Below are 20,529 nucleotides of genomic sequence, written 5' to 3' on the forward strand. Positions count from 1 at the left end.
AACGTCGAGCGGCATCCCCTTGACGCGGCACCCAGTGGACACCGTTTGGGGCATTCAGGGCGTCGCCGGTGCTCCGGCTGCGTTCGCTCAGGGAGCCCAGCGCGCTGACGTGGGGGCCGCGCCGCGGTACGGGCAGGTCCTCGGCTGGGACAAGACCTTTCCCAAGAGCAGCCGCGTCGATCACCAGAAGGTCTCTTTCTACAACCGTCTGGGCATCAACCTGATCGCGGACCGCTACGTGCCCAAGGGCATCAAACGCTCGCGCAGGCTTCCCGCCCTTGTGGTGGGCATCCGTTCGGCGGTGTGAAGGAAACAGGCCTCCGACCTGTACGCCCAGACGATGGCCGAGCGCGGCTGCGGCTCCATCACACTCGTCACGCACTTCTTTCCGACGCGCCCGGAGCTGATGCGCGCCGTCGTCGCCGAGATGATCGAGAACTACGACACCGAACTCGCGACCCTTGAGGAGAGCGCGGACGCGTCGGCGCGCCTGCGGATCCTCATGCGCTGGATGCTCCCGCTGGCCGAGGACGAGTGGGCGGCGGAGGAGGGGCGCGTCGTCCTCATCGCCCAACGTGACCAGGAGCCGAGCATCGGGGAGTTCTTCACGACCATGGACGCGCGCATACGGGAACTGCTGCGCCGGCACGTCGAACCGCTGGGTGCCCGCCGAGCGGGTCGACGCGACCGTCGACCTGCTGCGGGTGCTGGCCAACGGGCTGGTCCTGACAGCGGTGGAGCACCATAACGCCTGGCCGCCGGAGCGTCAGCTGGAGGTGCTGGACGCGGCGCTCGCGGCGTACGGTCCGTAAAACCGAACGAACCGTCACGGCCGCCGCATCCTCGGCGCTGTTGTACCGCGAGCCATCGAGGACTGGGGCTCTCAGGAGCCCGTGTCCCTTCGCTCGGCGTCTGTTACGCCATGCGGGCGGTGTCCCCTGTCCGGCCGGACAGGGGACACCGCCTTGCTGCGACTGGCGACGGGGACCATGCCCAGGTTCACGTAGATTTCGGCGAATCGCGCGGCGGGTGTGGCGATGCGCACGTCACAGGCGAGGCCGAAGCCGAGTCCCTCGGCCGGGCGGCTCGCGGGGTCAGGCAGGCGTTTGTGACGCGGACAGGTGCTGGTCGGCGGCCCAGGAGGCTAGGATGCGCAGCCGTTCGTGGGTGGGGGAGTCGGGAGCGGCCGTCCAGACGGTCAGGTGCTGGTCGGGGTCGGTGTTGGCGGTGAGGGTGTCCCAGTCCAGGACGAGTTCGCCGACGACCGGATGATCGAGGGTCTTGGTGCCCACGGTGCGGGCGGCGACTTGGTGGTCACCCCACCACTGTGCGAAGTGCTTGTCCCGCATCGACAGTTCGCCGACCAGCTCGATCAGGCGGGGGTCCTCGGGATACTTGGCGGCTTCCAGGCGCAGCTGGGTGACGGCGATGTGGGCGGAGGTCTCCCAGTCGGCGTACAGGGTGCGCATGGCCGGATCGGTGAAGATGATCCGGGGGTAGTTGCGGTGTTTTTCCGGGATGCGGGAGAAGTCGGTGACCAGAGCGGCGGCCAGTGCGTTCCAGGCCAGGATGTCCCCGCGCCGGCCCTGCACGATGGCCGGGGTGGCGGTGAGGTCGTCCAGGACCCGCTGCAGTTGCGGCTGGACCTTCTGCTGGCCGCGGCGCCTCGTGCGGGTGGTGGCCTTGCCGGCGAGCTGGAAGAGGTAGCCGCGCTCGTCGTCGTCCAGGTGGAGTACGCGGGCGAGGACGTCCAGCACGGGCGCGGATGCCTGCATGCGGCCCTGTTCGAGGCGGGTGTAGTAGTCGGTGCTGATGCTGGCGAGCTGGGCGACCTCCTCGCGGCGCAGCCCGGCCACCCGGCGGGGCCTGTCGGTCTCGGGCAGTCCGACCGTGCGTGGACTCAGCTCCGAGCGACGCTTCTTGAGGAATTCTCCCAGCTCATTGAGGGGGACGTTGGCGCTCATGCTGCCCAGCATGACACCGGTCGCACCGGGGGAAGGGGGGAGAATTTACTCCCAGGATGTTTTCCTCCCGGGATGGATTTCTCCGCTTTTCGCGCACGCCCTCGCGTGTGAGGCTCAATGGCGAGCAGCCGGTCACGACCACTGGCTGTGGCACACCGACCCTCGCACCGAAGGAAGCACCCCCATGCGCGGAGCAGTCATTCACGCCCCCGGCGACGTGCGCTTCGAGACTCTCGACGACCCGAAGATCCTCCAGCCCACTGACGCGGTCATCCGCACGGTCGCCACTTGCGTGTGTGGCTCGGACCTGTGGTCCTACCGCGGCGCGGAACCCATCGGTGAGCCGCACCCGATGGGGCACGAGTACGTCGGCATCGTCGAGGAGGTCGGCAGCGAGGTCACCAACGTGAAGCCGGGCCAGTTCGTGGTCGGCTCCTTCGCCACCTCGGACAACACCTGCGTGAACTGCCGTAACGGCTGGCAGTCCAACTGCCTGCACCGCGAGTTCATGAGTACCTGCCAGGCCGACTACGTCCGCATCCCCAACGCGCACGGAACCCTGGTCGCCACCGACGAGCACCCGGACGACGAGGTGGTGCCCGGCCTGCTCGCCGTCTCCGACGTGATGGGCACCGGCTGGTACGCCGCCCTCGCCGCCGAAGTGCAGCCCGGCTCCACCGCTGTCGTGGTCGGCGACGGAGCGGTCGGCCTGTGCGGCGTCATCGCCGCCAAGGAACTCGGGGCCGAGCGGATCATCGCCATGAGCCGCCACGACTCCCGGCAGAAGCTTGCCCTCGAATTCGGCGCCACCGACATCGTCGCAGAGCGTGGCGACGAAGGCATCGCCCGCGTGAAGGAGCTGACGAACGGCATCGGCGCCGACTCGGTCCTGGAGTGCGTCGGCACCCCCGAGGCCATGCGGCAGGCCCTGAACTCCACCCGCCCCGGCGGCAACGTCGGCTTCGTCGGCGTTCCGCACGACGTGGCCATCGACGGGCAGGAGCTGTTCTTCTCCCACGTCGGCCTGCGCGGCGGCCCCGCCCCCGTGCGCCGTTACCTGCCCGACCTGATCGACCGGGTCCTTTCCGGCCGGATCAACCCGGGCAAGGTCTTCGACCTCACCCTGTCCCTGGACCAGGTCGCCGAGGGCTACAAGGCGATGGACGAGCGCCGCGCCATCAAGGCCCTCCTCAAGCCCTGACCATGCACGCCTCCACACCCGGGGCCGTACCCAGGCGGCGCGACCCCGGGCCGGAAACCACCCCCGCTCACGCAAGGACTGACCATGACGACCTTCGCCCTCGTCGGCGCCGGCACCGGCCTCGGGCTCGCGACAGCCCGGCGTTTCGGCGTCGCCGGCCACGCCGTCGCCCTCATCGCACGCAACCCCGAGCGCCTGGAGGAGATGACCGCCGAGCTGGCCCGCGACGAGATCCAGGCTTGCGGCTTCCCCGCCGACGTGCTCGACATCGAGTCCCTGACCACGGCCCTGCACGCGGCGGAGACCACCCTGGGACCCATCGAGATCCTCCAGTACAGCCCGGTGCCCCGCGCCGACTTCATGAAGCCGGTCCTCGACACGAGCGCCGACGACCTCGACGCCCCGCTCTCCTTCTCCGTCAAGGGCCCCGTCACCGCCGTGCACGCCGTCCTGCCCGGAATGCGCGAACTCGGCCGCGGCACCCTGCTGTTCGTCAACGGCTCCAGCGCCGTACGCCCCAACCCCAACGTCGCCGGCACCTCGATCGCCTTCGCCGCGGAGAGCGCGTACGCCAGCATGCTCCACGACGCCCTCACAGCCGAGAACATTCACGTCGCGCAGCTGATCGTCCCCGGAGCCATCCGGCCCGATTCCGCACACAGCAGCCCCGACGTACTGGCACAGCGCCTGTTCGACATCCACCAGCAGCGGGACGGATTCCGCCACTACGCCGAGCCCCTGCCCGACTGATCCCCGGGACGACACCCATGAACTCGGCCACCCTCCGTCCCCTCGCCCGCACCGCCACGGCCACCGTCCTCCTGCTGACCGTGGCGGCCTGCACCGACACCTCGCCGGCCTCCCCGCGTGCGTCATCCTCCGCCCCACTGCAGACACCGACGGCCGAGGCACCCACCACACCCTCCGACAGGAACACCACACCCTCCGACAGGAACACCGCCATGGACATCCGGGTCTCCCTCGACGGCCGGCCCGTCGACGCCACCTTGAACGACAGCCCTGCCGCCCGTGACTTCGCCGGGCTGCTCCCGCTCACTCTGGACCTGGAGGACTTCCACCAGACGGAGCGGATCGCCGACCTGCCGCGCAGGCTGACCATCTCCGGCGCTCCCGAGCCGGCCGCGCCCAAGGCGGGCGACCTGACCTACTACGCACCCTGGGGCAACCTGGCCCTCTTCTACCGCGACGGCCCCTCCGCCTCCGCCGACCTGCTCATCCTCGGCCACATCGACGCTGACGCCGACCGGCTTGCCGGGGCCGACCGCATCACCGTCGAAGCCGCGCCCTGACCCGCCTGACTGCTCGCCCCTCAGGGGAAGCCCTCACGAGTAGGGGGGAGAAGATCCTCCCCTTTTCGATTAGTTCGCTCCATGGAACCGTGAAAGACGTGGCCGCGCCGTCTACTGTCCGCCGCGACGGTCTCAGCCGCCACTACGATCCGCCGATTTCCACGCAAGGAGAGACCACACGTATGCCTTCCGCATCCGGGACCACCCCCGGCAAGCTTCCCTTCGTCGTCTGGGTTCTCGCCGCCGGCACGTTCCTGATGGGGACCACCGAGTTCGTCGTCGCCGGCCTGCTGCCGGAACTGGCCGGTGACCTCGGAGTCAGCGTCTCCCAGGCCGGCCTGCTGATCACCGCCTTCGCCATCGGCATGATCGTCGGCGCGCCTACCATGGCCATGGCCACCTTGCGCCTGCCCCAGCGCCGGACACTGATCCTGGCTCTGTCCGTGTTCTGCCTCGGACATCTCGTCGCCGCCCTCAGCACGTCCTTCACGGTCGTCCTCCTCGCGCGCCTCGTCACGGCTCTGGCCACTGGAGCGTTCTGGTCCGTCGGCTTCGTGGTCGCCACCACCGCCGCGGGCCCGCGCAACGCCACCCGCGCCACGGGCGTCATGATCGGGGGCCTGACCCTGGCCAACGTCGTCGGCGTGCCGATCGGCTCCTTCGCAGGCCAGTTCACCGGCTGGCGCGGCCCCTTCTGGGCCCTGGCCGTCCTCTCCGGGCTTGCCGCCGCGTTCATCGGCCGCTTCATCCCGGCCCAGGAGCAGCGCGCCGAGGTGTCCCTCCGCGCCGAGGTCAGGGCTCTGCGGCAGGGCCGGCTGTGGCTGGCGCTCGGCGCCGCAATACTGATCATGGGCGGTGTGCTGGCGACGTACACCTATGTCACCCCGCTGCTGACCGACCGCGCCGGCATCCCCGCAGGCGCCGTACCCCTCGTCCTCATCGCCTTCGGCGTCGGCGCCCTGGGCGGCACCACCACCGGCGGCCGGCTGGGCGACCGCCGGCCGATGGCCACCACCATCACGGCCGCCACGGCCACCGCCCTGGTCCTGCTCCTGATGATCCCGCTGTCCACCAACCCGGTGACGGCCACCCTCCTCGTCTTCCTCATGGGGCTGACCGGCTTCACGGTCAACCCCGTCGTCACCGCCCTCGCCATGCGCTTCGCGGGCGACGCCCCCACGCTCACCTCGGCGCTGACCACCTCCGCCTTCAACGTCGGCGTCGCCGCCGGATCGGCGATCGCCGGTACGGCCCTGGACTCCTCCCTCGGCCTGTCCGGACCGCCCCTGGTCGGCACCGTCATCGCCGCTCTCACCCTGCTGCCCCTGATCGCCCTCGCTGTCTCCGGCCCTTCGCACAAGGGGCGGATCGTGGCCCGGAGCAGTGCTCACACCCACGCGCGACGCGACGAACCCGGGCAGGTGCCGTCGCAGCACTGACTCGACCCCGGCTCCGCGTCCTGCCGATACGAACCCCATGACGTACCAGCAAGCGAGAGGACTCCGCCCATGACCGTGAGCAACGCGGCCTTCACCGGCAAGGTGGCCTTTGTGACCGGAGCCGGCTCCGGCATCGGCCGCGCCACCGCCGTCGCCTTCGCCCGCGCAGGCGCCCGCGTCGCCCTCGCCGACCGATCGCCGGACGGCCTGCGGGAGACCGCACGGCTCATCGAGAACGCGGGCGGAAAGGCTCTAGCTCTCACCTGCGACGTCACCAGCGAAGACGACGTACGGTCCGCGCTGGACGACACCGTGCAGGTGTTCGGACGACTGGACGCTGCCTTCAACAACGCCGGCGTCGAGCAGCCGGTCAAGCCGACCGCGGACATCGCGAAGGACGAGTGGGACCGGGTCATCGACGGCGGCCAAACCGTCTGACGGCGGCGCGGCAAGGCGTCGTGCTGCCGCAGCCCAACGCGGCAGCCCAGAGGCCACGCGCGCCGTCACATTTCTGCACTCGAACGGAGACCCACGACGTGAACCCCATGTACGACTTCACCGGCCAGGTCGCCCTCGTTACCGGGGCCGGCGTCGGTATGGGCCTGGCGACCGCCCGCGCGTTCGCCGCATCCGGAGCCGCCGTCGCCCTGACCGACATCGACGAAGCGGCCCTGAACACGGCCGCGAAGGAACTCACCGACGCCGGACACCACGTCCTCGCTCTCACCTGCGACGTCAGTGACGAGGACGAGGTCGCCGCCGCGGTCGACCGCACCGTGGAGACCTTCGGCCGCCTGGACATGGCCTACAACAACGCCGGCATCCAGATCCCGCCCAGCGACGCCGCCGAGGAACCCGCCGAGCGGTTTGACCGCGTCAACGCCATCAACCTGCGCGGCGTGTGGGCCTGCATGAAGCACGAGCTGCGGCACATGCGTGAACAGGGCAGCGGCGCCATCGTCAACTGTTCCTCCCTCGGCGGCCTGGTCGGCCTCCCCGGTCGCGCCTCGTACCACGCCTCCAAGCACGGAGTGATCGGCCTCACCACCAGCGCTGCCCTCGAATACGCCCCACGCGGCATCCGTATCAACGCGATCTGCCCCGGCACCATCGACACACCAATGGTCAGCGACATGATCGCCAAGGGAGAACTCGACCGCACCGAGGCCGAGGCCACCCAGCCCATCAACCGGCTCGGCACCGCCGAGGAAATCGCACAGGCCGTCCTGTGGCTGTGCAGCCCCGGAGCGGGCTTCGTCATCGGCGTCGCCCTTCCCGTGGACGGCGGCTACGTCGCCCGCTAGCGACGACCCACGCATCGACAACCCTGGAGAGCCACCATGGAATTCATCAAGCAGCAGCCCAGCAGCAAAGCCCCGGCGGACTGGTTCACCGGCGACGTCTGGTGGGACGTCATCGTGGCCGGCCAGGCTTCGTCCAGGATGCGCGCCAACCTGGTGCGCTTTTCACCGGGCGCCCGCACCAACTGGCATTCCCACGCCCTGGGCCAGACCCTGCACATCGTTTCCGGCACCGCCCTGATCGGCACTCGGGACGGCACCGTCTTCGAGGCCCGCCCCGGCGAGACCGTCGCCTGCCCGCCGAACGAGGAACACTGGCACGGCGCCGCCCCCGACCGGTTCATGGAGCACATCGCCATGTGGGAGGGCACAGGCGACGGTGCCCCCGAGCCCGCCTGGGCCGAGCCGGTCACCGACCAGCAGTACAACGGCCCCCGCACCCGCGACCACTAGCCCCGGCCCTCGATCACGCAACCCGGGCTCGCTCAGGTCGTCACAGCGTCTCGGGGGAGGGCCGTGCCGGCGACCTGCTCGGAGAGGACGATCGGTGCGCCACGCACAACGACGTGGTGTCGACGCGGACGCACCCACAGGCGGGGCGGCGACGTGGCTCTGTCCTGCCACGCCCCGCGCGAAAGTGCTTCCCTCGATGACGTCGGCTATTCGCTCCTGACGGAGTGTAAAGGGGGAGGAAAGTCTCCCTGCCACGAGCGTTGCCGGTGGTGCAAGACTTCCCGCGAGACCAGCCCCCTGTCGAGGTGAGCGGTCACCGAAGCCCGTGGTGGCGACGATCCCGCCTGCTGTCCCTCTGTCGTGCACGACGGATCCGTCCGTGATGCGAAGGCGTACGTATGTCAACTGAGCTCCCTGAGTCTGCCGTTCCACCCCCCACCGGGGCCGGCGAGTCCTCCCCGGCGCCCACTCGGCGCACGTTCATCGCCACCAGCACCGCGGTCGGTGGTGCCGTCGTCGCGGGCGGCGTGATCGGAGGGACCTCCTTCATCGGCCCGGAGGAGGCGACGGCCGCCGATGGGCCGCCCTCCAGCCGCGTTTCCCTGACGGTCAACGGCACCCGCAGGACCGTGACGGCCGACAACCGCACCTCGCTGCTGGACCTGCTCCGCGAGCACTTCGGCCTCACCGGCTCGAAGAAGGGCTGCAACGCCGGGGCCTGCGGGGCGTGCACTGTGCTGGTCGACGGCCACCGGGTCAACGCCTGTCTGACGCTGGCCGTACGGCTGGAGGGCACCGAGGTCACCACCATCGAGGGCCTGGCCACCCGCGGCGAACTCCATCCGTTGCAGCAGGCGTTCATCGACGAGGACGCCTTTCAGTGCGGCTACTGCACTCCCGGCCAGATCCTCTCAGGGGTGGGCTGCATCCAGGAGGGCCACACCGATTCGCCGGAGGAGATCCGGGAGTGGATGAGCGGCAACATCTGCCGCTGCGGCTGCTACGTCAAGATCGTGCGCGCGGTCGAATCGACCGCGGGCCGGAAGTAAGGAGCGGCCCACCGTGCATCCCTTCTCCTACACCCGCGCCTCCGACACCCGGGAAGCCCTCAACGCCGGTCGTCGCGGCGGGCGTTACATCGCCGGAGGCACCACGCTGGTCGACCTGATGCGCGAAACCGTCGAACGCCCCGACAGCCTGGTCGACATCACCGGTCTGCCCTTGAGCGAGGTCACAGAGACCGAGCGCGGGGGCTTGCGCATCGGCGCCCTGGTGACCATGTCGAAGGCCGCCGCCCACGCCAAGGTGCGCACCCTGTATCCCGTCGTCTCCGAGGCGCTGGAGCTGAGTGCCTCGGCTCAGCTGCGGAACATGGCCACCATCGGCGGCAACATCATGCAGCGCACCCGCTGCACGTACTTCCGGGACGTGACCGCCGACTGCAACAAGCGTGAGCCCGGCTCCGGTTGTGCCGCACTGCACGGTGTCAACCGGACCCATGCCATCCTCGGGACCTCCGACGCCTGCGTGGCCACACACCCGTCCGATGTCGCCGTGGCCTTCGCCGCCCTGGAGGCCCGGGTGCACCTGCTGGGCCCGGACGGGGCACGCCACATCCCCTTCGCCGAATTCCTGTTGCGGCCCGGCAGTACCCCACAACGCGAACACGCCCTGCGCAAAGGTGAGTTGATTACCGCAGTGGAGATCCCCGCTCTTCCGCGCCCGCTCAGGTCCGGCTATCTGAAGGTGCGTGACCGGCAGTCCTACGAGTTCGCTCTGACCTCGGCGGCCGTCGCGCTGCACGTACGCGGCGGGGTGATCCGAGAGGCCAGGGTCGCCGCCGGGGGCGTAGGCACCGTGCCCTGGAAACTGCCCGCCGTCGAGCAGCACCTCGTTGGCGAACGCCCCTCGGGGGCCCTCTGGTCGGCCGCTGCCGCCAAGGCAGCCGACGGCGCCCGTCCCCTTCAGCACAACCGGTTCAAGGCCGAGCTGCTCAAGCGCACCGTTGAACGCCAGCTGCGCGTCGTAGGAGGTACGAAGTGAGCCCCCAGCCGCAGGCAGCCGTGGGTGCGCCGCTGTCCCGGGTGGACGGCCGGCTCAAGGTCACCGGCAAGGCGGTGTACGCCGCCGAGCACGACGTCGACGGAGCCGTACACGCCGTCATCGTGGACGCGAGCATCGGCCGCGGCCGTATCACCTCTGTCGACACAGGTGACGCCGAGAAGCATCCGGGTGTGCTGCGGGTGATCAGTCATCGCAACGCGCCGAAGCTTCCCTATCGCGACAACGCCGGGTCCAACAACCCTCCCGGCCGCAGACTGCGGGTCTTCCAGGACGACCGGGTGCTCTTCCACGGCCAGCCGGTCGCCGTCGTCGTGGCCACGACCCTGGAGGCCGCGCAGCACGGGGCGAGTCTGGTCAAGGTCCGCTACGACGCGGAGAAGTCCTCGACCGACCTGCACGAGGCCGAGCCGGGCAGGCCGACGGACTACGCGCGCGGCGACGCCGAAGCGGGCCTGCGTTCCTCGGCCGTGCGGCTGGACCTGACCTACCAGCTGGCGCGCAACCACCACAACCCGATGGAGCCGCACGCCACCATCGCCCGCTGGGACGGCGACAAGCTGACCGTGTGGGACAAGACCCAGTGGGTGATGGGCACGCATGACGAACTCGCCGCCGTGTTCGACCTGCCGGCGGAGTCGGTGCGGGTCATCAACCCGTTCGTCGGCGGCGGCTTCGGCAGCGGGCTGCGCTGCTGGCCGCACACCGTGGTCGCCGCGCTGGCCGCGCGGGAGACGAAGCGGCCGGTCAAGCTGGTGCTGAGCCGCAAGCAGATGTACTTCGGTGCCGGTTTCCGGCCGTCGTACGAGTACCGGCTGCGCCTGGGCAGCGACCGGCGCGGCCGGCTGGCCGCCGCGGTCCACGATATCGACGCCGAGACGTCGTCGTACGAGACGTTCACCGAGGCCGTCATGGGCGCGGGGCAGATGCTCTACAGCATGCCCAACGTCAGCCAGGCGTACCGGCAGGTGCCGCTGGATGTGAATACCCCGATCTGGATGCGCGGTCCCGGCTTCGCGTCGGCGTCCTTCGTGATCGAGTCGGCCATGGACGAACTCGCGCACGAACTCGGTATCGACCCGATCGAGCTGCGTCGGCGCAACGAGCCCCGCGAGGACGAGTCGAGCAACCTGCCCTTCTCCACCCGGCAGCTGCGCGAGTGCTACACCGTGGGTGCCCGGGAGTTCGGCTGGCAAGCCCGCTCGTCCCGGCCGCGTGCGCGGCGCGAGGGTGACTGGCTGATCGGCCTGGGCATGGCCGCCGGCGTGTATGACTGCGGGCGTTTTCCCGCGGAAGCCAGGGCCCGTCTGGACGCCGACGGCACCGCGGTGGTCGAGGCGGCCACCAGTGACATGGGGCCGGGCACCTACACCTCCCAGACCCAGGTCGCCGCCGACGCCCTCGGGCTGAGCATGCGCACGGTCACCTTCCGGCTCGGCGACTCGCTGTATCCGCCGACCTCGCCACATGGCGGCTCGGCGACCATGGCCAGCGTCGGCTCGGCCGTCGTCGACGCATGCGACCAGGTGCGGCAGCAGGCGATCAAGCTGGCCGTCGAGGACCGCGAGTCGCCGCTGTACCGGGTGGACGCCGGCGATGTGGTGGTGCGCGGCGGCCGGCTGCACGTGCAGGGCAACCCGGCGCGCGGTGAGACCTACCGCAGCCTGCTCGCCCGCAACGACCGCTCCCACCTGGAAGCACGCGGTAACTACGCGGGGGCGCCCAGTCCCGCGCGGCGCTCCTACTTCGCCTACAACGCGACCTTCGCGGAGGTCGCCGTGGATGCGGCCCTGGGCCTGGTACGGGTGCGGCGGATGCTCGGGGTGTACGACGCGGGCCGCATCATCAGCCCCAAGCTCGCCGACAGCCAGGCCCTCGGCGGCATCGTGGGCGGCATCGGCACGGCCCTGCTGGAGCACACGGTCACCGATCACCGCGACGGGCGGATCGTGAACGCCAACCTGGCCGACTACCTCGTACCGGTGAACGCCGATGTCCCCGAGGTCAGGGCGATCTACCTGGACGGCGAGGACAACGACGGCAACGCGCTCGGTGTCAAGGGGCTCGGCGAGGTCGTCCAGGTGGGTGTGGCGGCCGCGATCGGCAACGCGGTGTTCAACGCCACCGGCCGACGGGTCCGCGAACTGCCGATCACCGCCGAGGCGTTGCTCTGACGAGAACACCCCCGGCCGACCGGGGCCGACTCCGGCTTCGGTTCCGCGAAGTGCACACCGCACGTCCGGCAGCCTGCCCCGTCTGGCTGCCGGACTTCCCAGGGCCGCCGCCGCGTGACGTTTCCCCGGCGTCGTGGCGGCGGCCCGCTGACCTTCCGACCGACCTGGTCCTGCCGTGGAGAACTGCCATGCTGAACATCGCGGACACACTGCACCTCTGGTGCCGCGAGGCACGCCCCTTCGTCCTGGCCACCGTCGTCGGTGTGCACGGCAGCGCACCGCTGCCGGTCGGTACGTCGGTCGCGGTGGACGAGGACGGCGAGGCCGTCGGCAGCATTTCCGGCGGCTGCGTCGAAGCGGCGGTCTACGAACTGTGCCGACAGGTGCTCCGTGACCGGAGTGCTCCGCAGCGCGCCTGGTTCGGCTACTCCGACGAAGACGCCTTCGCCGTCGGCCTGACCTGCGGCGGCGAACTCGACGTCCTCGTCCAGCGCATCGACCCCGCGGCCCAGCCGCACCTGTGCACGGCTCTCTCCGAGATCGATCGAGGACGTCCGGTCGCCGTGGCACAGGTCGTGGACGGCCCGGAGCGCCTCCTCGGCTCCACGTTGAGCGTGCTCGGCGGTGACCATGCCGCCCACGGGCGCGTGGACGGCGGCTCGGCGAACCGGGCGGTGGCCGACCAGGCCAGGGCCCTGCTGCGGGCCGGCCGCACCGCCCGCGTCGACATCGGCGGGGAGGCAGACGGATACCCCGAGCACCTGTCCGTTCTCGTCCACGTCCATGCGTCCCGGCCGCGCCTGCTGGTCTTCGGCGCGGTCGACTTCGCCGCCGCCCTGAGCCAGGCCGGGCGCTTCCTCGGCTACCGGGTCACCGTCTGCGACGCCCGCCCCGTCTTCGCCACGACCGCACGCTTCCCCCACGCGGACGAGGTGGTGGTCGACTGGCCCCACCGCTACCTGGAACGCGCCGAGGTGGACGAGCGCACTGCCGTCTGCGTCCTCACCCACGACGTCAAGTTCGACATCCCCCTGCTGCGCCTGGCCCTCGACCTGCCCGTCGCCTACGTGGGCGCCATGGGCTCCCGGCGCACGCACGAAGAGCGCCTGCGGCTCCTGCGCGAGGAGGGCGTCACAGAAGACGGGTTGGCCCGGCTGCGTTCCCCGATCGGCCTCGACCTCGGAGCCCGCACGCCCGAGGAGACGGCCGTCTCCATCACCGCGGAGATCATCGCCCAGGCCAACCAGGGCTCGGGCCGGCCCCTGACCCAGGTCACCGGGCCGATCCACCGGCCCCCGAGGCTGACGAGCTACCGGTAGGCCGGCCTCATGAACTCTGCATTCGTTTCACATCGAGCCTTGGTTCTGCCTCAACATCCCTTGGAAGGCTGTCGACTTCGTCAGTCCGTCCGGCAAGCACCGGGTGCCGCTCAGCGGTAGTCGCTGAGCATGGCCAGGACGTCGTCGTAGGTACCGTTCGCCGTCGCGTCGCGAAAGAACCTGGCGCGCTCGCCGACGATCTCCCACGTGTCGGGCCTGTCTCGCAACAGGTCCACGGTCTCGGTGAGGTAGTCCTCCAGCGGCATGGACCTCTCGTCGTTCTGCTGGCCTAGGAGGGTGGTCCGCACGCCCGGCCGGATCACCTCGATCACCTGGACGCCGCTGCCTGTGAGCTGCACGCGCAGGATCTCGGGGAAGAAGTGCAGCGCGGCCTTGGTCGCGCTGTAGGTCGGGGTGCCCGCCAGTGGCACGAACGCCAGCGACGAGGTGACGTTCATGAGGACCGCGTCGCCCTTGCCGACCAGCAGCGGCAGGAAGGCGTACGTCATCCGGATCGTGCCGAGCAGATTGATCGCGACGTGGTCCTCGGCGACCGGGAGGAAGGCCCGGTCGAGGAGGTTCTCCCACAGCATGACGCCGGCGCTGTTGACCAGGACGTTCAGGTCGGATGAACGGCCGCCACCGTCTCGGCGGCGCGGGCGATCGATGCGGGGTCGGCGACGTCCAGGACGAGCGTAGCGATGCCGGGGTGTTTGGTCGTGATCTCGTCCAGGAGTTCCTTGCGGCGGCCGGCGACGATCACCTTGTTGCCGGCCTCGTGCAGACGCAGTGCCAGGCCGAGCCCGATTCCCGAGGTGCCACCGGTGATCAGGATCGTGTTGCCCGTCATCTTCGTGGGGTCTCTCCTTTGCTGGCGGCGGGCCGGTTGATGCCGAGCCCGCAGCCCCCGACCGTAGGAGCGCCGGCGCGGAGGCGGGAGGGGAGGGTTTTATCCATAGATCGGCGGTCTCTGGCTGGGCCGCCGCGAAACGGCGACCACGGGGGACATGGGCAAGGGCATGGACAAGAAGGAACTGGCGGAGTTCCTGCGCCGGCGGCGCGAGCTGCTGCGCCCCGCTGAAGTTGGACTGGTCGAGGGCCGACGCCGGCGCACCCAGGGGCTGCGCCACGAGGAGGCCGCCCAGCTCGCCGGCATGTCCACCGACCACTACGCCCTGGACAACGCGCTCATGGAATCCCAGATCGGCCTCTACAAAACGGAGTTGATTAAGAGAGCCCGGCGGTAGGCGTCACTTGAGTCTTCTGGTGGTGGGTAGGTGTCCCAGCAGTAGCGCGGCGGACGCGTGTGCGGAGCGTGACGAGTACGCATGGCCGCGCCCGGCTGATCCCTAGATCCTCGAACGTCGGCTGAAGCCTGGCCGGGCGGGCGGCTGCGGAAGGGTCAGGCGGCGGGAACCGCCTGCGGATAGAGCACGCTCGGGTCGGCGGACAGGGCCGCCTTGAGCTGCACGGAGTTGTTGTCGGCGAGGATCTCCATCTTCCCGGCCTCGATACCGTCGAGGGCGGCGCGCACGACATCGGCGGGGTCGTTCTTCTCCACGTCCCACCCGGCCATCATGTCGGTGTCGGTGCTGGCCAGGTGCAGGCCCGTCACCGCGGTTCCCTGGCCCGCGAGTTCGAGGCGGATGCCGTTGGTGAGGCTCCACGCCGCCGCCTTCGCCGCGCTGTAGGCGTTGGCCCCGTCGTAGGCGAGCCAGGACATCGCCGACAGGACGTTGAGGATGGCCCCGCCGCCGTTGGCGGCCAGGACGGGGGTGAACGCCCGGACCACGTTGAGGGTGCCGAAGTAGTTGGTGTCCATCTCCAGCCGGATCTTCTCGGGGTCGCCGGTGACGAGGTTCTGCTGGGTGAAGACGCCGGCATTGTTGATCAAGAGGGTGACGTCCGAGGCCGCGCCCGCCGCGGCGGCGACCGAAGCCGGATCGGTGATGTCGAGCCGCAGCACTTCCGCACCGGGGAGGTCGACGAGGTGGGGGGTGCGCGCGGTCGCGTAGACCTTGGTGGCGCCCCGGTGCAGGAGTTGTTGGGCGAAGTGCCTGCCGATGCCGCGGTTGGCGCCGGTGACGAGGGCGACGGAACCGGTGATCTTCATGGGGAGTCTCCTGGCAGTGGTGAGGTGATTCCTGTCCGGGCTGTTCGCGGGCAACGCTAAAACCTGACGTTGACGTCAGAGGCAAGAAATGTGATCCAGGCCATAGAGGGGGCGTTGATGCGCATCGGTGACCTGGCCTCAAGGGTGGGCGTGAGCGTGCGGGCACTGCGCTACTACGAAGAGCAGTACCTGCTGGCTTCGGTGCGCAGCCCCAGCGGCCAGCGGCAGTACCCTGACAGCGTGGTCGACCGCGTCCAGCTGATTCAGCAGCTGTACTCCGCAGGGCTGTCGAGCAGGGCGATCGTGGAGTTGCTGCCGTGTGTCGAGACCGGTGACGTGACCCCCGCGCTGCTCGACCGGCTGTCGGCCGAGCGGGGCCGCATCGATGCCCAGGTCAGCACCCTGGTGAAAACCCGGGACCGGCTCGACGCCATCATCACCACGGCTGCCCCAGCCAGGAGCGCGGGCCGACCCTGCCCTCGTTGAGCAGCGCGCCTTCCCCAGGCGTGCGGCAGTGCTTGTCCGCCCGACGCAGACGGACGCCCGTCAGCAGGCGTCGCGCCCTTGCCTCCCGGCGCTCGGAGGGACCCGGCCGTAAGGGCAGGGCCTCGGCGTAGTTGGGTGATGTCTGGTTCGTGCCGATCCGCCAACTCGGGCCCGTGGGAAGCTGACCGCCCGCCGAGGTCGCGGTGGCGTTACGGCTTTCCGCCGACGGGTGCGGGCTCGGGCTTTCCGAGAGGGATGTCGCGCATGCCACGCAATGGTGAGAAGAACAGCCACAGTCCCGCGCAGCAGCCGCCGACGACGGCGATCCACAAGGTGGTCTGGACGCCGAGGGCGGTGGCGAGCGCGCCGCCGACCACGCCGCCCAGCGGCAGTGTGCCCCAGGTGATCCAGCGTGCGGCGGCACTGACCCGGCCGAGCATGTCCGGCGGGCAGGCGGCCTGGCGGTAAGTGGTCAGCGAGACACCTGCGACGGTGGAGGCGAAGGTCCACGAGATCCAGCCGAAGCCGAACAGCAGCACCCACCAACCGTGTCCGGCCAGCGGGATCAGCAGGCCGGGCAGGGACAGCACGGTCATCGAGATCCAGCTGATCCTCGCCGAGCCGACCTTCCGGGCGAGATACCGTGCCGCCACGCCGCCGGCTACCCCGCCGACGGCCCCCAGCGCCAGCAGCAGCCCAACCAGGGCAGGACGCAGATGCAGCGTGCGGATCAGGAACACCGGCCCGAGGGTCTCCACCATGATGACGAAGAAGTTGGCTGTGCCGTTGAAGGCCACCGAGTTCCGCAGGATGGGGTCACGGGTGACATAGGCGAGCCCCTCACGGATCTGCGCCCACAGCCCGGGCCGCCGGTCGGCTTCGGCCGAGGGCCCGCGTCGCTCGCGGGTACGGATAGCCGTCAGCGAGCCCGCCGACAACGCGAAGGAGAGGGCGTCGGCGGCCATCGCCCCCGCGGCGCCGATCAGCGCCACCAGCCCCGCGCCCAGACTGGGCCCGGCAATTTGCGCGACCGACCGAGACACGGCGACCTTGCCATTGCCGTCCATGAGCTGGTTACGGTCGAGCAGCACCGGCAGATAGGCCTGGTAGGCCACGGAGAAGAACACGGAGAAGACGCTGGAGACCAGCGCGACGGCGTAGAGCTGGTCGAGCGTCAGCGCCCCGACTGCCCGCGCCAGCGGCACCGAGCCGATCACCAGGAACAGCGCGAGGTTGCACCAGATCATCAGCCGGAGCTTGGGGACCCGGTCCACTATGGCCCCGGCCGGGAGTGCCACCAGCAGATACGCACTCGTCTCCGCAGCCGACAACAGGCCTACCTGGAATGCGGAGGCCTCCAACAGCACGACGGCGACCAACGGCAGGGCGAGGACGGTAACTTGCGACCCCATCTCGCTGACCGTCTGCCCACTCCATAACAGCAGGAAGTCGCGATGATGCCAGATCGAGGGATGTTTTCCTTTGTCATCAGGCATCCGCCCGATAGTGGCATCAGCCACAACCCATGTCCATGCCAGGCCTCGGCGTAGGCGTGTGATGTCTGGCTCGTTGCCGATCCGCCAGCTCGGGCCTCTGGAACGCAACAGGCAGGGGCTTCCAAGATCATGGAGTTCTCCACGCCCCATGACCCCAGTGGAAGACCATGCCTGCCGACGCATCACCCCCGATCCCGCCTGCTCTTGACCAGCTCCGCCATCAGCCCCAGGTTGCATTGGAGGAAGTCCCGGACCTGCTGGAACGGCTGTGCCAGGTGTCGGACCCGCGTGACCCGCGCGGGGTGCGCCACGCGCTGGCCGTCGTACTTGCGCTCACCGCCTGTGCCGTGCTGGCAGGGGCTACCTCGCTGCCGGCGGTCGGTGAGTGGATCGCTGATGCTCCCGCGCATGTCCTCCACCGGCTCGGCGTCGGCTCCCACCCACTCCAGCCCCGGCGAACCCTGCCGTTGGCTAGGGCGGTGTTCAGCGGACCCACCCAGAGGACTCCAACTGGAGCCATTTTGTGGGCAAGTGATGAAGATTAGGCGTCTCGAGGTGGCTCCGGAGGGCGGTTTGCCCTGGGACCATCGAGGTTGTGGAGATGCGCAAATTGGTGACGTGTCCCGGTATTGCGCCAGCAGTTTCTGGCGGGTGGGCTACTCGCCTGTCTCTCCGTCGATCAGTTCGCGGGCGACGTCGAGGTGGCCGACGTGGCGTGCGTATTCCTGGAGCAGGTGGAACAGGATCCGTCCGAGGGAGGGGGCCTGGTCTGACGTCGGGAAACGGCCCCCGAGGCGGGCCCGGTCGGTCAGGGCAGCGCCCGCTGCGAGGGAGTTCGTCGTGCTCACCTCCTCGCGGTAGGCGGCCATGACCTCTTCGATGGGCTTGTCCTGGGGGATGGTCCATTCGGTTTGGTCGTCGGCGGCCGGGTAGGCGACAACGTCTTCGGCGGCGAACCCCCAACGCATCCACCGGCGTTCGACCCAGCCCAGGTGCTGGACCAGGCCGAGCGGCGACCAGCCCAGCGGCTCGACCGGCGTGCGCAGCTGCTCGTCGGACAGGCCAGAGATCTTCCGCAGCAGCGCCTCGCGGTACCACTCCAGGTAGCCAAGGAGGAGTTCGCGGGCGTCGGAGGCGTCGACTCCCGGGCCGTCGAGAAGTGCGGGCACCGGTTCCGGAGACCTATGCATTCCTCGAACGTAGCGACGCGGGTGAACACGATCAATCGGCCGTTGAGGGGGAAGGTAATCTGCCTGCCAGCAGTATCCGGGCAGGACGTAGGGTTTCGGTGATCTGATGGCGGAAGGCGATCATGCAGCAGAGTCAACATCGCCGATTCGGCAAGGACTTGTGCGGCCGCCGTCACGCTCGCACCCAAGTTGAATGCCTGCTCCCCGATACGCATTACCCGCGCCCGCATCATGCCCTGGACGGGACAACCTGGCACGACGGCCTGTGCCCCGAGTGCCATGGCAGCGGAGACAGGGACGGGGCGGTCTGCGGTAACTGCCAAGGCGGCGGGTTCTCCCTGCTTGAGCTCGATGAGGACTGACACCCCGTGGCGGCTGCCGGGCCTGGGCTATTTCGTGCCATGGCTCTTGTTCGCTTTGGTGTGGGCCAGGCGGTAGGACTCCGTGCCGGTCTCGATCAACGTGGCGTTGAAGGTGAGCCGGTCCACGATCGCCGCGCAGAGTCGCGGATCGGTGAAGGTCTTGCTCCAGCCCGTGAACGCCTCGTTAGAAGCGATGACGATGCGGCTCTTCTCCTCACGCTCAGTAAGAACCTGGAAGAGCATCTCGGCGTCGCGGCGGTCGAGTTCGAGGTAGCCGAGTTCGTCGATTTCGAGGAGGTCGACGCGCCCGTAGCGGGCGATGGTCTTGCCGAGCTGCTTGTCGTCGGCGGCTTCGACCAGCTCGTTCACCAAAGCGGCGGCGGCGGTGTAGCGGACGCGTTAGCCGGCCATGGCGGCCGCCATGCCCAGGCCGATCAGCAGGTGGGACTTGCCAGTGCCGGAATCCTCGATCAGACACAGCGGGTAGTCCTTGGTGATCCACTCGCAGGTGGCGAGGCTGTGGATGACCGCCGGGTCGACGTTGGGATTCGCGCTGTAGTCGAAGTCGCGCAGGGACTTCTCCCGGGGGAGTGGGCGGCCCGGATGCGGCGTTCGGCCCGGCGGCGGTCGCGGTCCTCGCACTCGGCCAGCAGCAGTTCGGCGAGGAATCCGGCGTAGGAGAGCCCTTCGCGTTCGGCGCGGGCGATGGTGTCGGTGGCCTGGGCCCGCATAGTGGGCAGCCTCATCATGCGGCAGGCGGTGTCGATTGCGGCGTCGGATGCCTGTGCGGTGAGCGCGTGATGGGCGGCGGTCATGGCGACTCCTTGCGGTGAAGGTGGAGCAGTTCGTCCCACTGCTCCAGGCGGGGCAGGGGGCGGGCGTCCTCGGGCAGGGTCCAGGCCAGACGGCGCGAGGTGAGGTGGCTGACCTGCGGCAGCTCCGGGTCCGGCCGTTCCGTCCGGTACGGGGACGGCGCCGCAGCGGTGACGGTGGGCGCCCGGCCGGCCGCCTGGGCGGTCTTGCGGGCCTCCAGCGCGACCACGTCCTCGCTGCAGGTGCCCAGCGCGACGGCGGCGCCGAATCCCCGCGAGCACGTCGGCGTGCTGCTGATGGCGGTGCAGCAGCAGGATCCTGACCAGGGCTGCCGTGCCGTCACTCTCGCCGAGCTGTTGCTTGGCCATGGCCCAGAACGCCTCATGGGCGGCGGTGAAGGTGCCCTCGGAGCGGGCCTGGTGCAGGGCTCCTACGACCTGAACACGGGCGACGACCGACGACGACCGCCTGGGTAGTCATGCTCCTGCTCGGCGACGTCGCCCTTCTGGAAGGCGTCGTCGAGCGCAACAGCGGCCGACCCGCTTCCGTCGAATTTGACGACCATCTCTGCGGCCCCCACCCGCAGCTCGTCGAGCTGGTCGCAACCCACTGGAAGGCGCTGCAACAACCGTGCGGCAACCGGCTGCTCGAACGCCTGGCCGGACGGCTTAGTGGTCGGCTCCGGAAATCCTACGGGGGTTGACTCTGGGGACATTGAGGCGCGGCATATTGCCGATCCACGCCGTCGACCGACGCACCCCAGTTGAGCTGCCGGCAGAGGCGCGGCGCGAGGTCCTGGAACTCGTCGAGCTGGTGCGCGCGGCCCCGCGTGCGTGGCCGGACGTGC

Annotated in this window: 24 protein-coding genes and 1 pseudogene; 17 read left to right on the forward strand and 8 right to left on the reverse strand. The window is 69.6% G+C overall.

Features of this window, described 5'->3' with window-relative positions:
* The first annotated feature begins 34 nt into the window (after window positions 1–34).
* Together M2283_RS41940 and M2283_RS41945 are read left to right on the forward strand one after the other, a co-directional pair.
* Entirely contained in the window at window positions 35–307 is a 273-nt protein-coding gene (locus M2283_RS41940; RefSeq protein ID WP_280881835.1) for a hypothetical protein, read from the forward strand.
* A gap of 33 nt (window positions 308–340) precedes the next feature.
* A complete protein-coding gene (locus M2283_RS41945; protein WP_280881836.1) occupies window positions 341–748 on the forward strand; it encodes a TetR/AcrR family transcriptional regulator in 408 nt (135 codons plus the stop codon).
* Between the two features lie 346 nt (window positions 749–1,094).
* Here M2283_RS41945 and M2283_RS41950 read toward each other — a convergent pair whose 3' ends face one another.
* Window positions 1,095–1,964 carry a helix-turn-helix domain-containing protein gene (locus M2283_RS41950; RefSeq protein ID WP_280881837.1) on the reverse strand — a complete coding sequence of 290 codons (870 nt, stop codon included), beginning with the start codon at window positions 1,962–1,964 and terminating at the stop codon, window positions 1,095–1,097.
* Window positions 1,965–2,148: 184 nt separating this feature from the next.
* On the opposite strand from M2283_RS41950, the gene M2283_RS41955 reads away from it, so the two are divergent.
* The 11 genes from M2283_RS41955 (at window position 2,149) to M2283_RS42005 (ending at window position 13,222) form a co-directional block, all read left to right on the forward strand.
* The gene (locus M2283_RS41955; protein WP_280881838.1) at window positions 2,149–3,165 is read left to right on the forward strand and encodes a zinc-dependent alcohol dehydrogenase family protein; all 1,017 of its coding nucleotides are present in this window, start codon (window positions 2,149–2,151) and stop codon (window positions 3,163–3,165) included.
* Window positions 3,166–3,249: 84 nt separating this feature from the next.
* Window positions 3,250–3,915 (forward strand): SDR family oxidoreductase, encoded by a 666-nt coding sequence (locus M2283_RS41960; protein ID WP_280881839.1) that lies wholly within the window; start codon window positions 3,250–3,252, stop codon window positions 3,913–3,915.
* Window positions 3,916–3,932: 17 nt separating this feature from the next.
* Complete coding sequence (locus M2283_RS41965) at window positions 3,933–4,475, forward strand: cyclophilin-like fold protein (protein ID WP_280881840.1); 543 nt, start codon at window positions 3,933–3,935, stop codon at window positions 4,473–4,475.
* Between the two features lie 182 nt (window positions 4,476–4,657).
* Window positions 4,658–5,914 (forward strand): MFS transporter, encoded by a 1,257-nt coding sequence (locus M2283_RS41970; protein ID WP_280881841.1) that lies wholly within the window; start codon window positions 4,658–4,660, stop codon window positions 5,912–5,914.
* A 69-nt stretch (window positions 5,915–5,983) separates the two neighbouring features.
* Window positions 5,984–6,352, forward strand: coding sequence for an SDR family NAD(P)-dependent oxidoreductase (locus M2283_RS41975; protein ID WP_280881842.1), 369 nt, complete (start codon window positions 5,984–5,986; stop codon window positions 6,350–6,352).
* Between the two features lie 98 nt (window positions 6,353–6,450).
* Entirely contained in the window at window positions 6,451–7,218 is a 768-nt protein-coding gene (locus M2283_RS41980; RefSeq protein ID WP_280881843.1) for a glucose 1-dehydrogenase, read from the forward strand.
* A 36-nt stretch (window positions 7,219–7,254) separates the two neighbouring features.
* Window positions 7,255–7,668, forward strand: a complete 414-nt coding sequence (locus M2283_RS41985; RefSeq protein WP_280881844.1) for a (R)-mandelonitrile lyase — start codon at window positions 7,255–7,257, stop codon at window positions 7,666–7,668.
* Between the two features lie 398 nt (window positions 7,669–8,066).
* Window positions 8,067–8,717, forward strand: a complete 651-nt coding sequence (locus M2283_RS41990; protein WP_280881845.1) for a (2Fe-2S)-binding protein — start codon at window positions 8,067–8,069, stop codon at window positions 8,715–8,717.
* Window positions 8,718–8,730: 13 nt separating this feature from the next.
* Entirely contained in the window at window positions 8,731–9,711 is a 981-nt protein-coding gene (locus M2283_RS41995; RefSeq protein WP_280881846.1) for an FAD binding domain-containing protein, read from the forward strand.
* Window positions 9,708–11,903, forward strand: coding sequence for a xanthine dehydrogenase family protein molybdopterin-binding subunit (locus M2283_RS42000; RefSeq protein ID WP_280881847.1), 2,196 nt, complete (start codon window positions 9,708–9,710; stop codon window positions 11,901–11,903). Before M2283_RS41995 ends, M2283_RS42000 begins: the two co-directional genes overlap by 4 nt.
* A gap of 188 nt (window positions 11,904–12,091) precedes the next feature.
* Entirely contained in the window at window positions 12,092–13,222 is a 1,131-nt protein-coding gene (locus M2283_RS42005; protein WP_280881848.1) for an XdhC family protein, read from the forward strand.
* Window positions 13,223–13,332: 110 nt separating this feature from the next.
* Here the strand turns inward: M2283_RS42005 and M2283_RS42010 are convergent, their stop codons facing one another.
* Both M2283_RS42010 and M2283_RS42015 read right to left on the reverse strand, forming a co-directional pair.
* Complete coding sequence (locus M2283_RS42010; RefSeq protein ID WP_280881849.1) at window positions 13,333–13,815, reverse strand: SDR family NAD(P)-dependent oxidoreductase; 483 nt, start codon at window positions 13,813–13,815, stop codon at window positions 13,333–13,335.
* A 26-nt stretch (window positions 13,816–13,841) separates the two neighbouring features.
* Window positions 13,842–14,072: an SDR family NAD(P)-dependent oxidoreductase gene (locus tag M2283_RS42015; RefSeq protein ID WP_280881850.1), complete on the reverse strand. Its 231-nt coding sequence runs from the start codon at window positions 14,070–14,072 to the stop codon at window positions 13,842–13,844.
* A gap of 157 nt (window positions 14,073–14,229) precedes the next feature.
* Between M2283_RS42015 and M2283_RS52050 the strand changes: the two genes are divergently transcribed.
* Window positions 14,230–14,469: a hypothetical protein gene (locus M2283_RS52050; RefSeq protein ID WP_432423204.1), complete on the forward strand. Its 240-nt coding sequence runs from the start codon at window positions 14,230–14,232 to the stop codon at window positions 14,467–14,469.
* Between the two features lie 155 nt (window positions 14,470–14,624).
* Here M2283_RS52050 and M2283_RS42025 read toward each other — a convergent pair whose 3' ends face one another.
* Window positions 14,625–15,335, reverse strand: coding sequence for an SDR family oxidoreductase (locus M2283_RS42025; RefSeq protein WP_280881851.1), 711 nt, complete (start codon window positions 15,333–15,335; stop codon window positions 14,625–14,627).
* Window positions 15,336–15,452: 117 nt separating this feature from the next.
* Here M2283_RS42025 and M2283_RS42030 point away from each other — a divergent pair, with 117 nt between their 5' ends.
* Window positions 15,453–15,821: a MerR family transcriptional regulator gene (locus M2283_RS42030; RefSeq protein WP_280881852.1), complete on the forward strand. Its 369-nt coding sequence runs from the start codon at window positions 15,453–15,455 to the stop codon at window positions 15,819–15,821.
* A 209-nt stretch (window positions 15,822–16,030) separates the two neighbouring features.
* On the opposite strand, the gene M2283_RS42035 is transcribed toward M2283_RS42030, so the two are convergent.
* Entirely contained in the window at window positions 16,031–17,317 is a 1,287-nt protein-coding gene (locus M2283_RS42035) for an MFS transporter (protein WP_280881853.1), read from the reverse strand.
* A gap of 167 nt (window positions 17,318–17,484) precedes the next feature.
* Between M2283_RS42035 and M2283_RS42040 the strand changes: the two genes are divergently transcribed.
* Window positions 17,485–17,862 carry a transposase family protein gene (locus tag M2283_RS42040; protein WP_280881854.1) on the forward strand — a complete coding sequence of 126 codons (378 nt, stop codon included), beginning with the start codon at window positions 17,485–17,487 and terminating at the stop codon, window positions 17,860–17,862.
* Window positions 17,863–17,973: 111 nt separating this feature from the next.
* On the opposite strand, the gene M2283_RS42045 is transcribed toward M2283_RS42040, so the two are convergent.
* The 3 genes and pseudogenes from M2283_RS42045 to M2283_RS42055 form a co-directional block, all read right to left on the reverse strand.
* Window positions 17,974–18,507: a DinB family protein gene (locus tag M2283_RS42045; protein WP_280881855.1), complete on the reverse strand. Its 534-nt coding sequence runs from the start codon at window positions 18,505–18,507 to the stop codon at window positions 17,974–17,976.
* Between the two features lie 389 nt (window positions 18,508–18,896).
* Window positions 18,897–19,684, reverse strand: a pseudogene (gene istB / locus M2283_RS42050) (IS21-like element helper ATPase IstB).
* Window positions 19,681–20,025: a hypothetical protein gene (locus M2283_RS42055; RefSeq protein WP_280881856.1), complete on the reverse strand. Its 345-nt coding sequence runs from the start codon at window positions 20,023–20,025 to the stop codon at window positions 19,681–19,683. Before M2283_RS42055 ends, istB begins: the two are co-directional and overlap by 4 nt.
* Window positions 20,026–20,160: 135 nt before the next feature.
* Here M2283_RS42055 and M2283_RS42060 point away from each other — a divergent pair, with 135 nt between their 5' ends.
* Entirely contained in the window at window positions 20,161–20,385 is a 225-nt protein-coding gene (locus M2283_RS42060; protein WP_280881857.1) for a hypothetical protein, read from the forward strand.
* Window positions 20,386–20,529 lie beyond the last annotated feature (144 nt).

Source organism: Streptomyces pseudovenezuelae (genome assembly GCF_029892565.1).
Taxonomy (GTDB): Bacteria; Actinomycetota; Actinomycetes; order Streptomycetales; family Streptomycetaceae; genus Streptomyces; species Streptomyces pseudovenezuelae_A.

Excerpts from the sequence above, each read along its gene's own strand:
- M2283_RS41975 (WP_280881842.1), top strand. The coding sequence starts at position 5,984 with ATGACCGTGAGCAACGCGGCCTTCACCGGCAAGGTGGCCTTTGTGACC.
- M2283_RS42035 (WP_280881853.1), bottom strand. The coding sequence starts at position 17,317 with ATGCCTGATGACAAAGGAAAACATCCCTCGATCTGGCATCATCGCGAC.
- M2283_RS42060 (WP_280881857.1), top strand. The coding sequence starts at position 20,161 with ATGCTCCTGCTCGGCGACGTCGCCCTTCTGGAAGGCGTCGTCGAGCGC.
- M2283_RS42010 (WP_280881849.1), bottom strand. The coding sequence starts at position 13,815 with ATGCTGTGGGAGAACCTCCTCGACCGGGCCTTCCTCCCGGTCGCCGAG.
- M2283_RS41945 (WP_280881836.1), top strand. The coding sequence starts at position 341 with ATGGCCGAGCGCGGCTGCGGCTCCATCACACTCGTCACGCACTTCTTT.
- M2283_RS42030 (WP_280881852.1), top strand. The coding sequence starts at position 15,453 with ATGCGCATCGGTGACCTGGCCTCAAGGGTGGGCGTGAGCGTGCGGGCA.
- M2283_RS41970 (WP_280881841.1), top strand. The coding sequence starts at position 4,658 with ATGCCTTCCGCATCCGGGACCACCCCCGGCAAGCTTCCCTTCGTCGTC.
- M2283_RS41950 (WP_280881837.1), bottom strand. The coding sequence starts at position 1,964 with ATGAGCGCCAACGTCCCCCTCAATGAGCTGGGAGAATTCCTCAAGAAG.
- M2283_RS42040 (WP_280881854.1), top strand. The coding sequence starts at position 17,485 with ATGCCTGCCGACGCATCACCCCCGATCCCGCCTGCTCTTGACCAGCTC.
- M2283_RS42045 (WP_280881855.1), bottom strand. The coding sequence starts at position 18,507 with ATGCATAGGTCTCCGGAACCGGTGCCCGCACTTCTCGACGGCCCGGGA.
- M2283_RS41990 (WP_280881845.1), top strand. The coding sequence starts at position 8,067 with ATGTCAACTGAGCTCCCTGAGTCTGCCGTTCCACCCCCCACCGGGGCC.
- M2283_RS52050 (WP_432423204.1), top strand. The coding sequence starts at position 14,230 with ATGGGCAAGGGCATGGACAAGAAGGAACTGGCGGAGTTCCTGCGCCGG.
- M2283_RS42015 (WP_280881850.1), bottom strand. The coding sequence starts at position 14,072 with ATGACGGGCAACACGATCCTGATCACCGGTGGCACCTCGGGAATCGGG.
- M2283_RS41960 (WP_280881839.1), top strand. The coding sequence starts at position 3,250 with ATGACGACCTTCGCCCTCGTCGGCGCCGGCACCGGCCTCGGGCTCGCG.
- M2283_RS41955 (WP_280881838.1), top strand. The coding sequence starts at position 2,149 with ATGCGCGGAGCAGTCATTCACGCCCCCGGCGACGTGCGCTTCGAGACT.
- M2283_RS42005 (WP_280881848.1), top strand. The coding sequence starts at position 12,092 with ATGCTGAACATCGCGGACACACTGCACCTCTGGTGCCGCGAGGCACGC.
- M2283_RS42025 (WP_280881851.1), bottom strand. The coding sequence starts at position 15,335 with ATGAAGATCACCGGTTCCGTCGCCCTCGTCACCGGCGCCAACCGCGGC.
- M2283_RS41985 (WP_280881844.1), top strand. The coding sequence starts at position 7,255 with ATGGAATTCATCAAGCAGCAGCCCAGCAGCAAAGCCCCGGCGGACTGG.
- M2283_RS41965 (WP_280881840.1), top strand. The coding sequence starts at position 3,933 with ATGAACTCGGCCACCCTCCGTCCCCTCGCCCGCACCGCCACGGCCACC.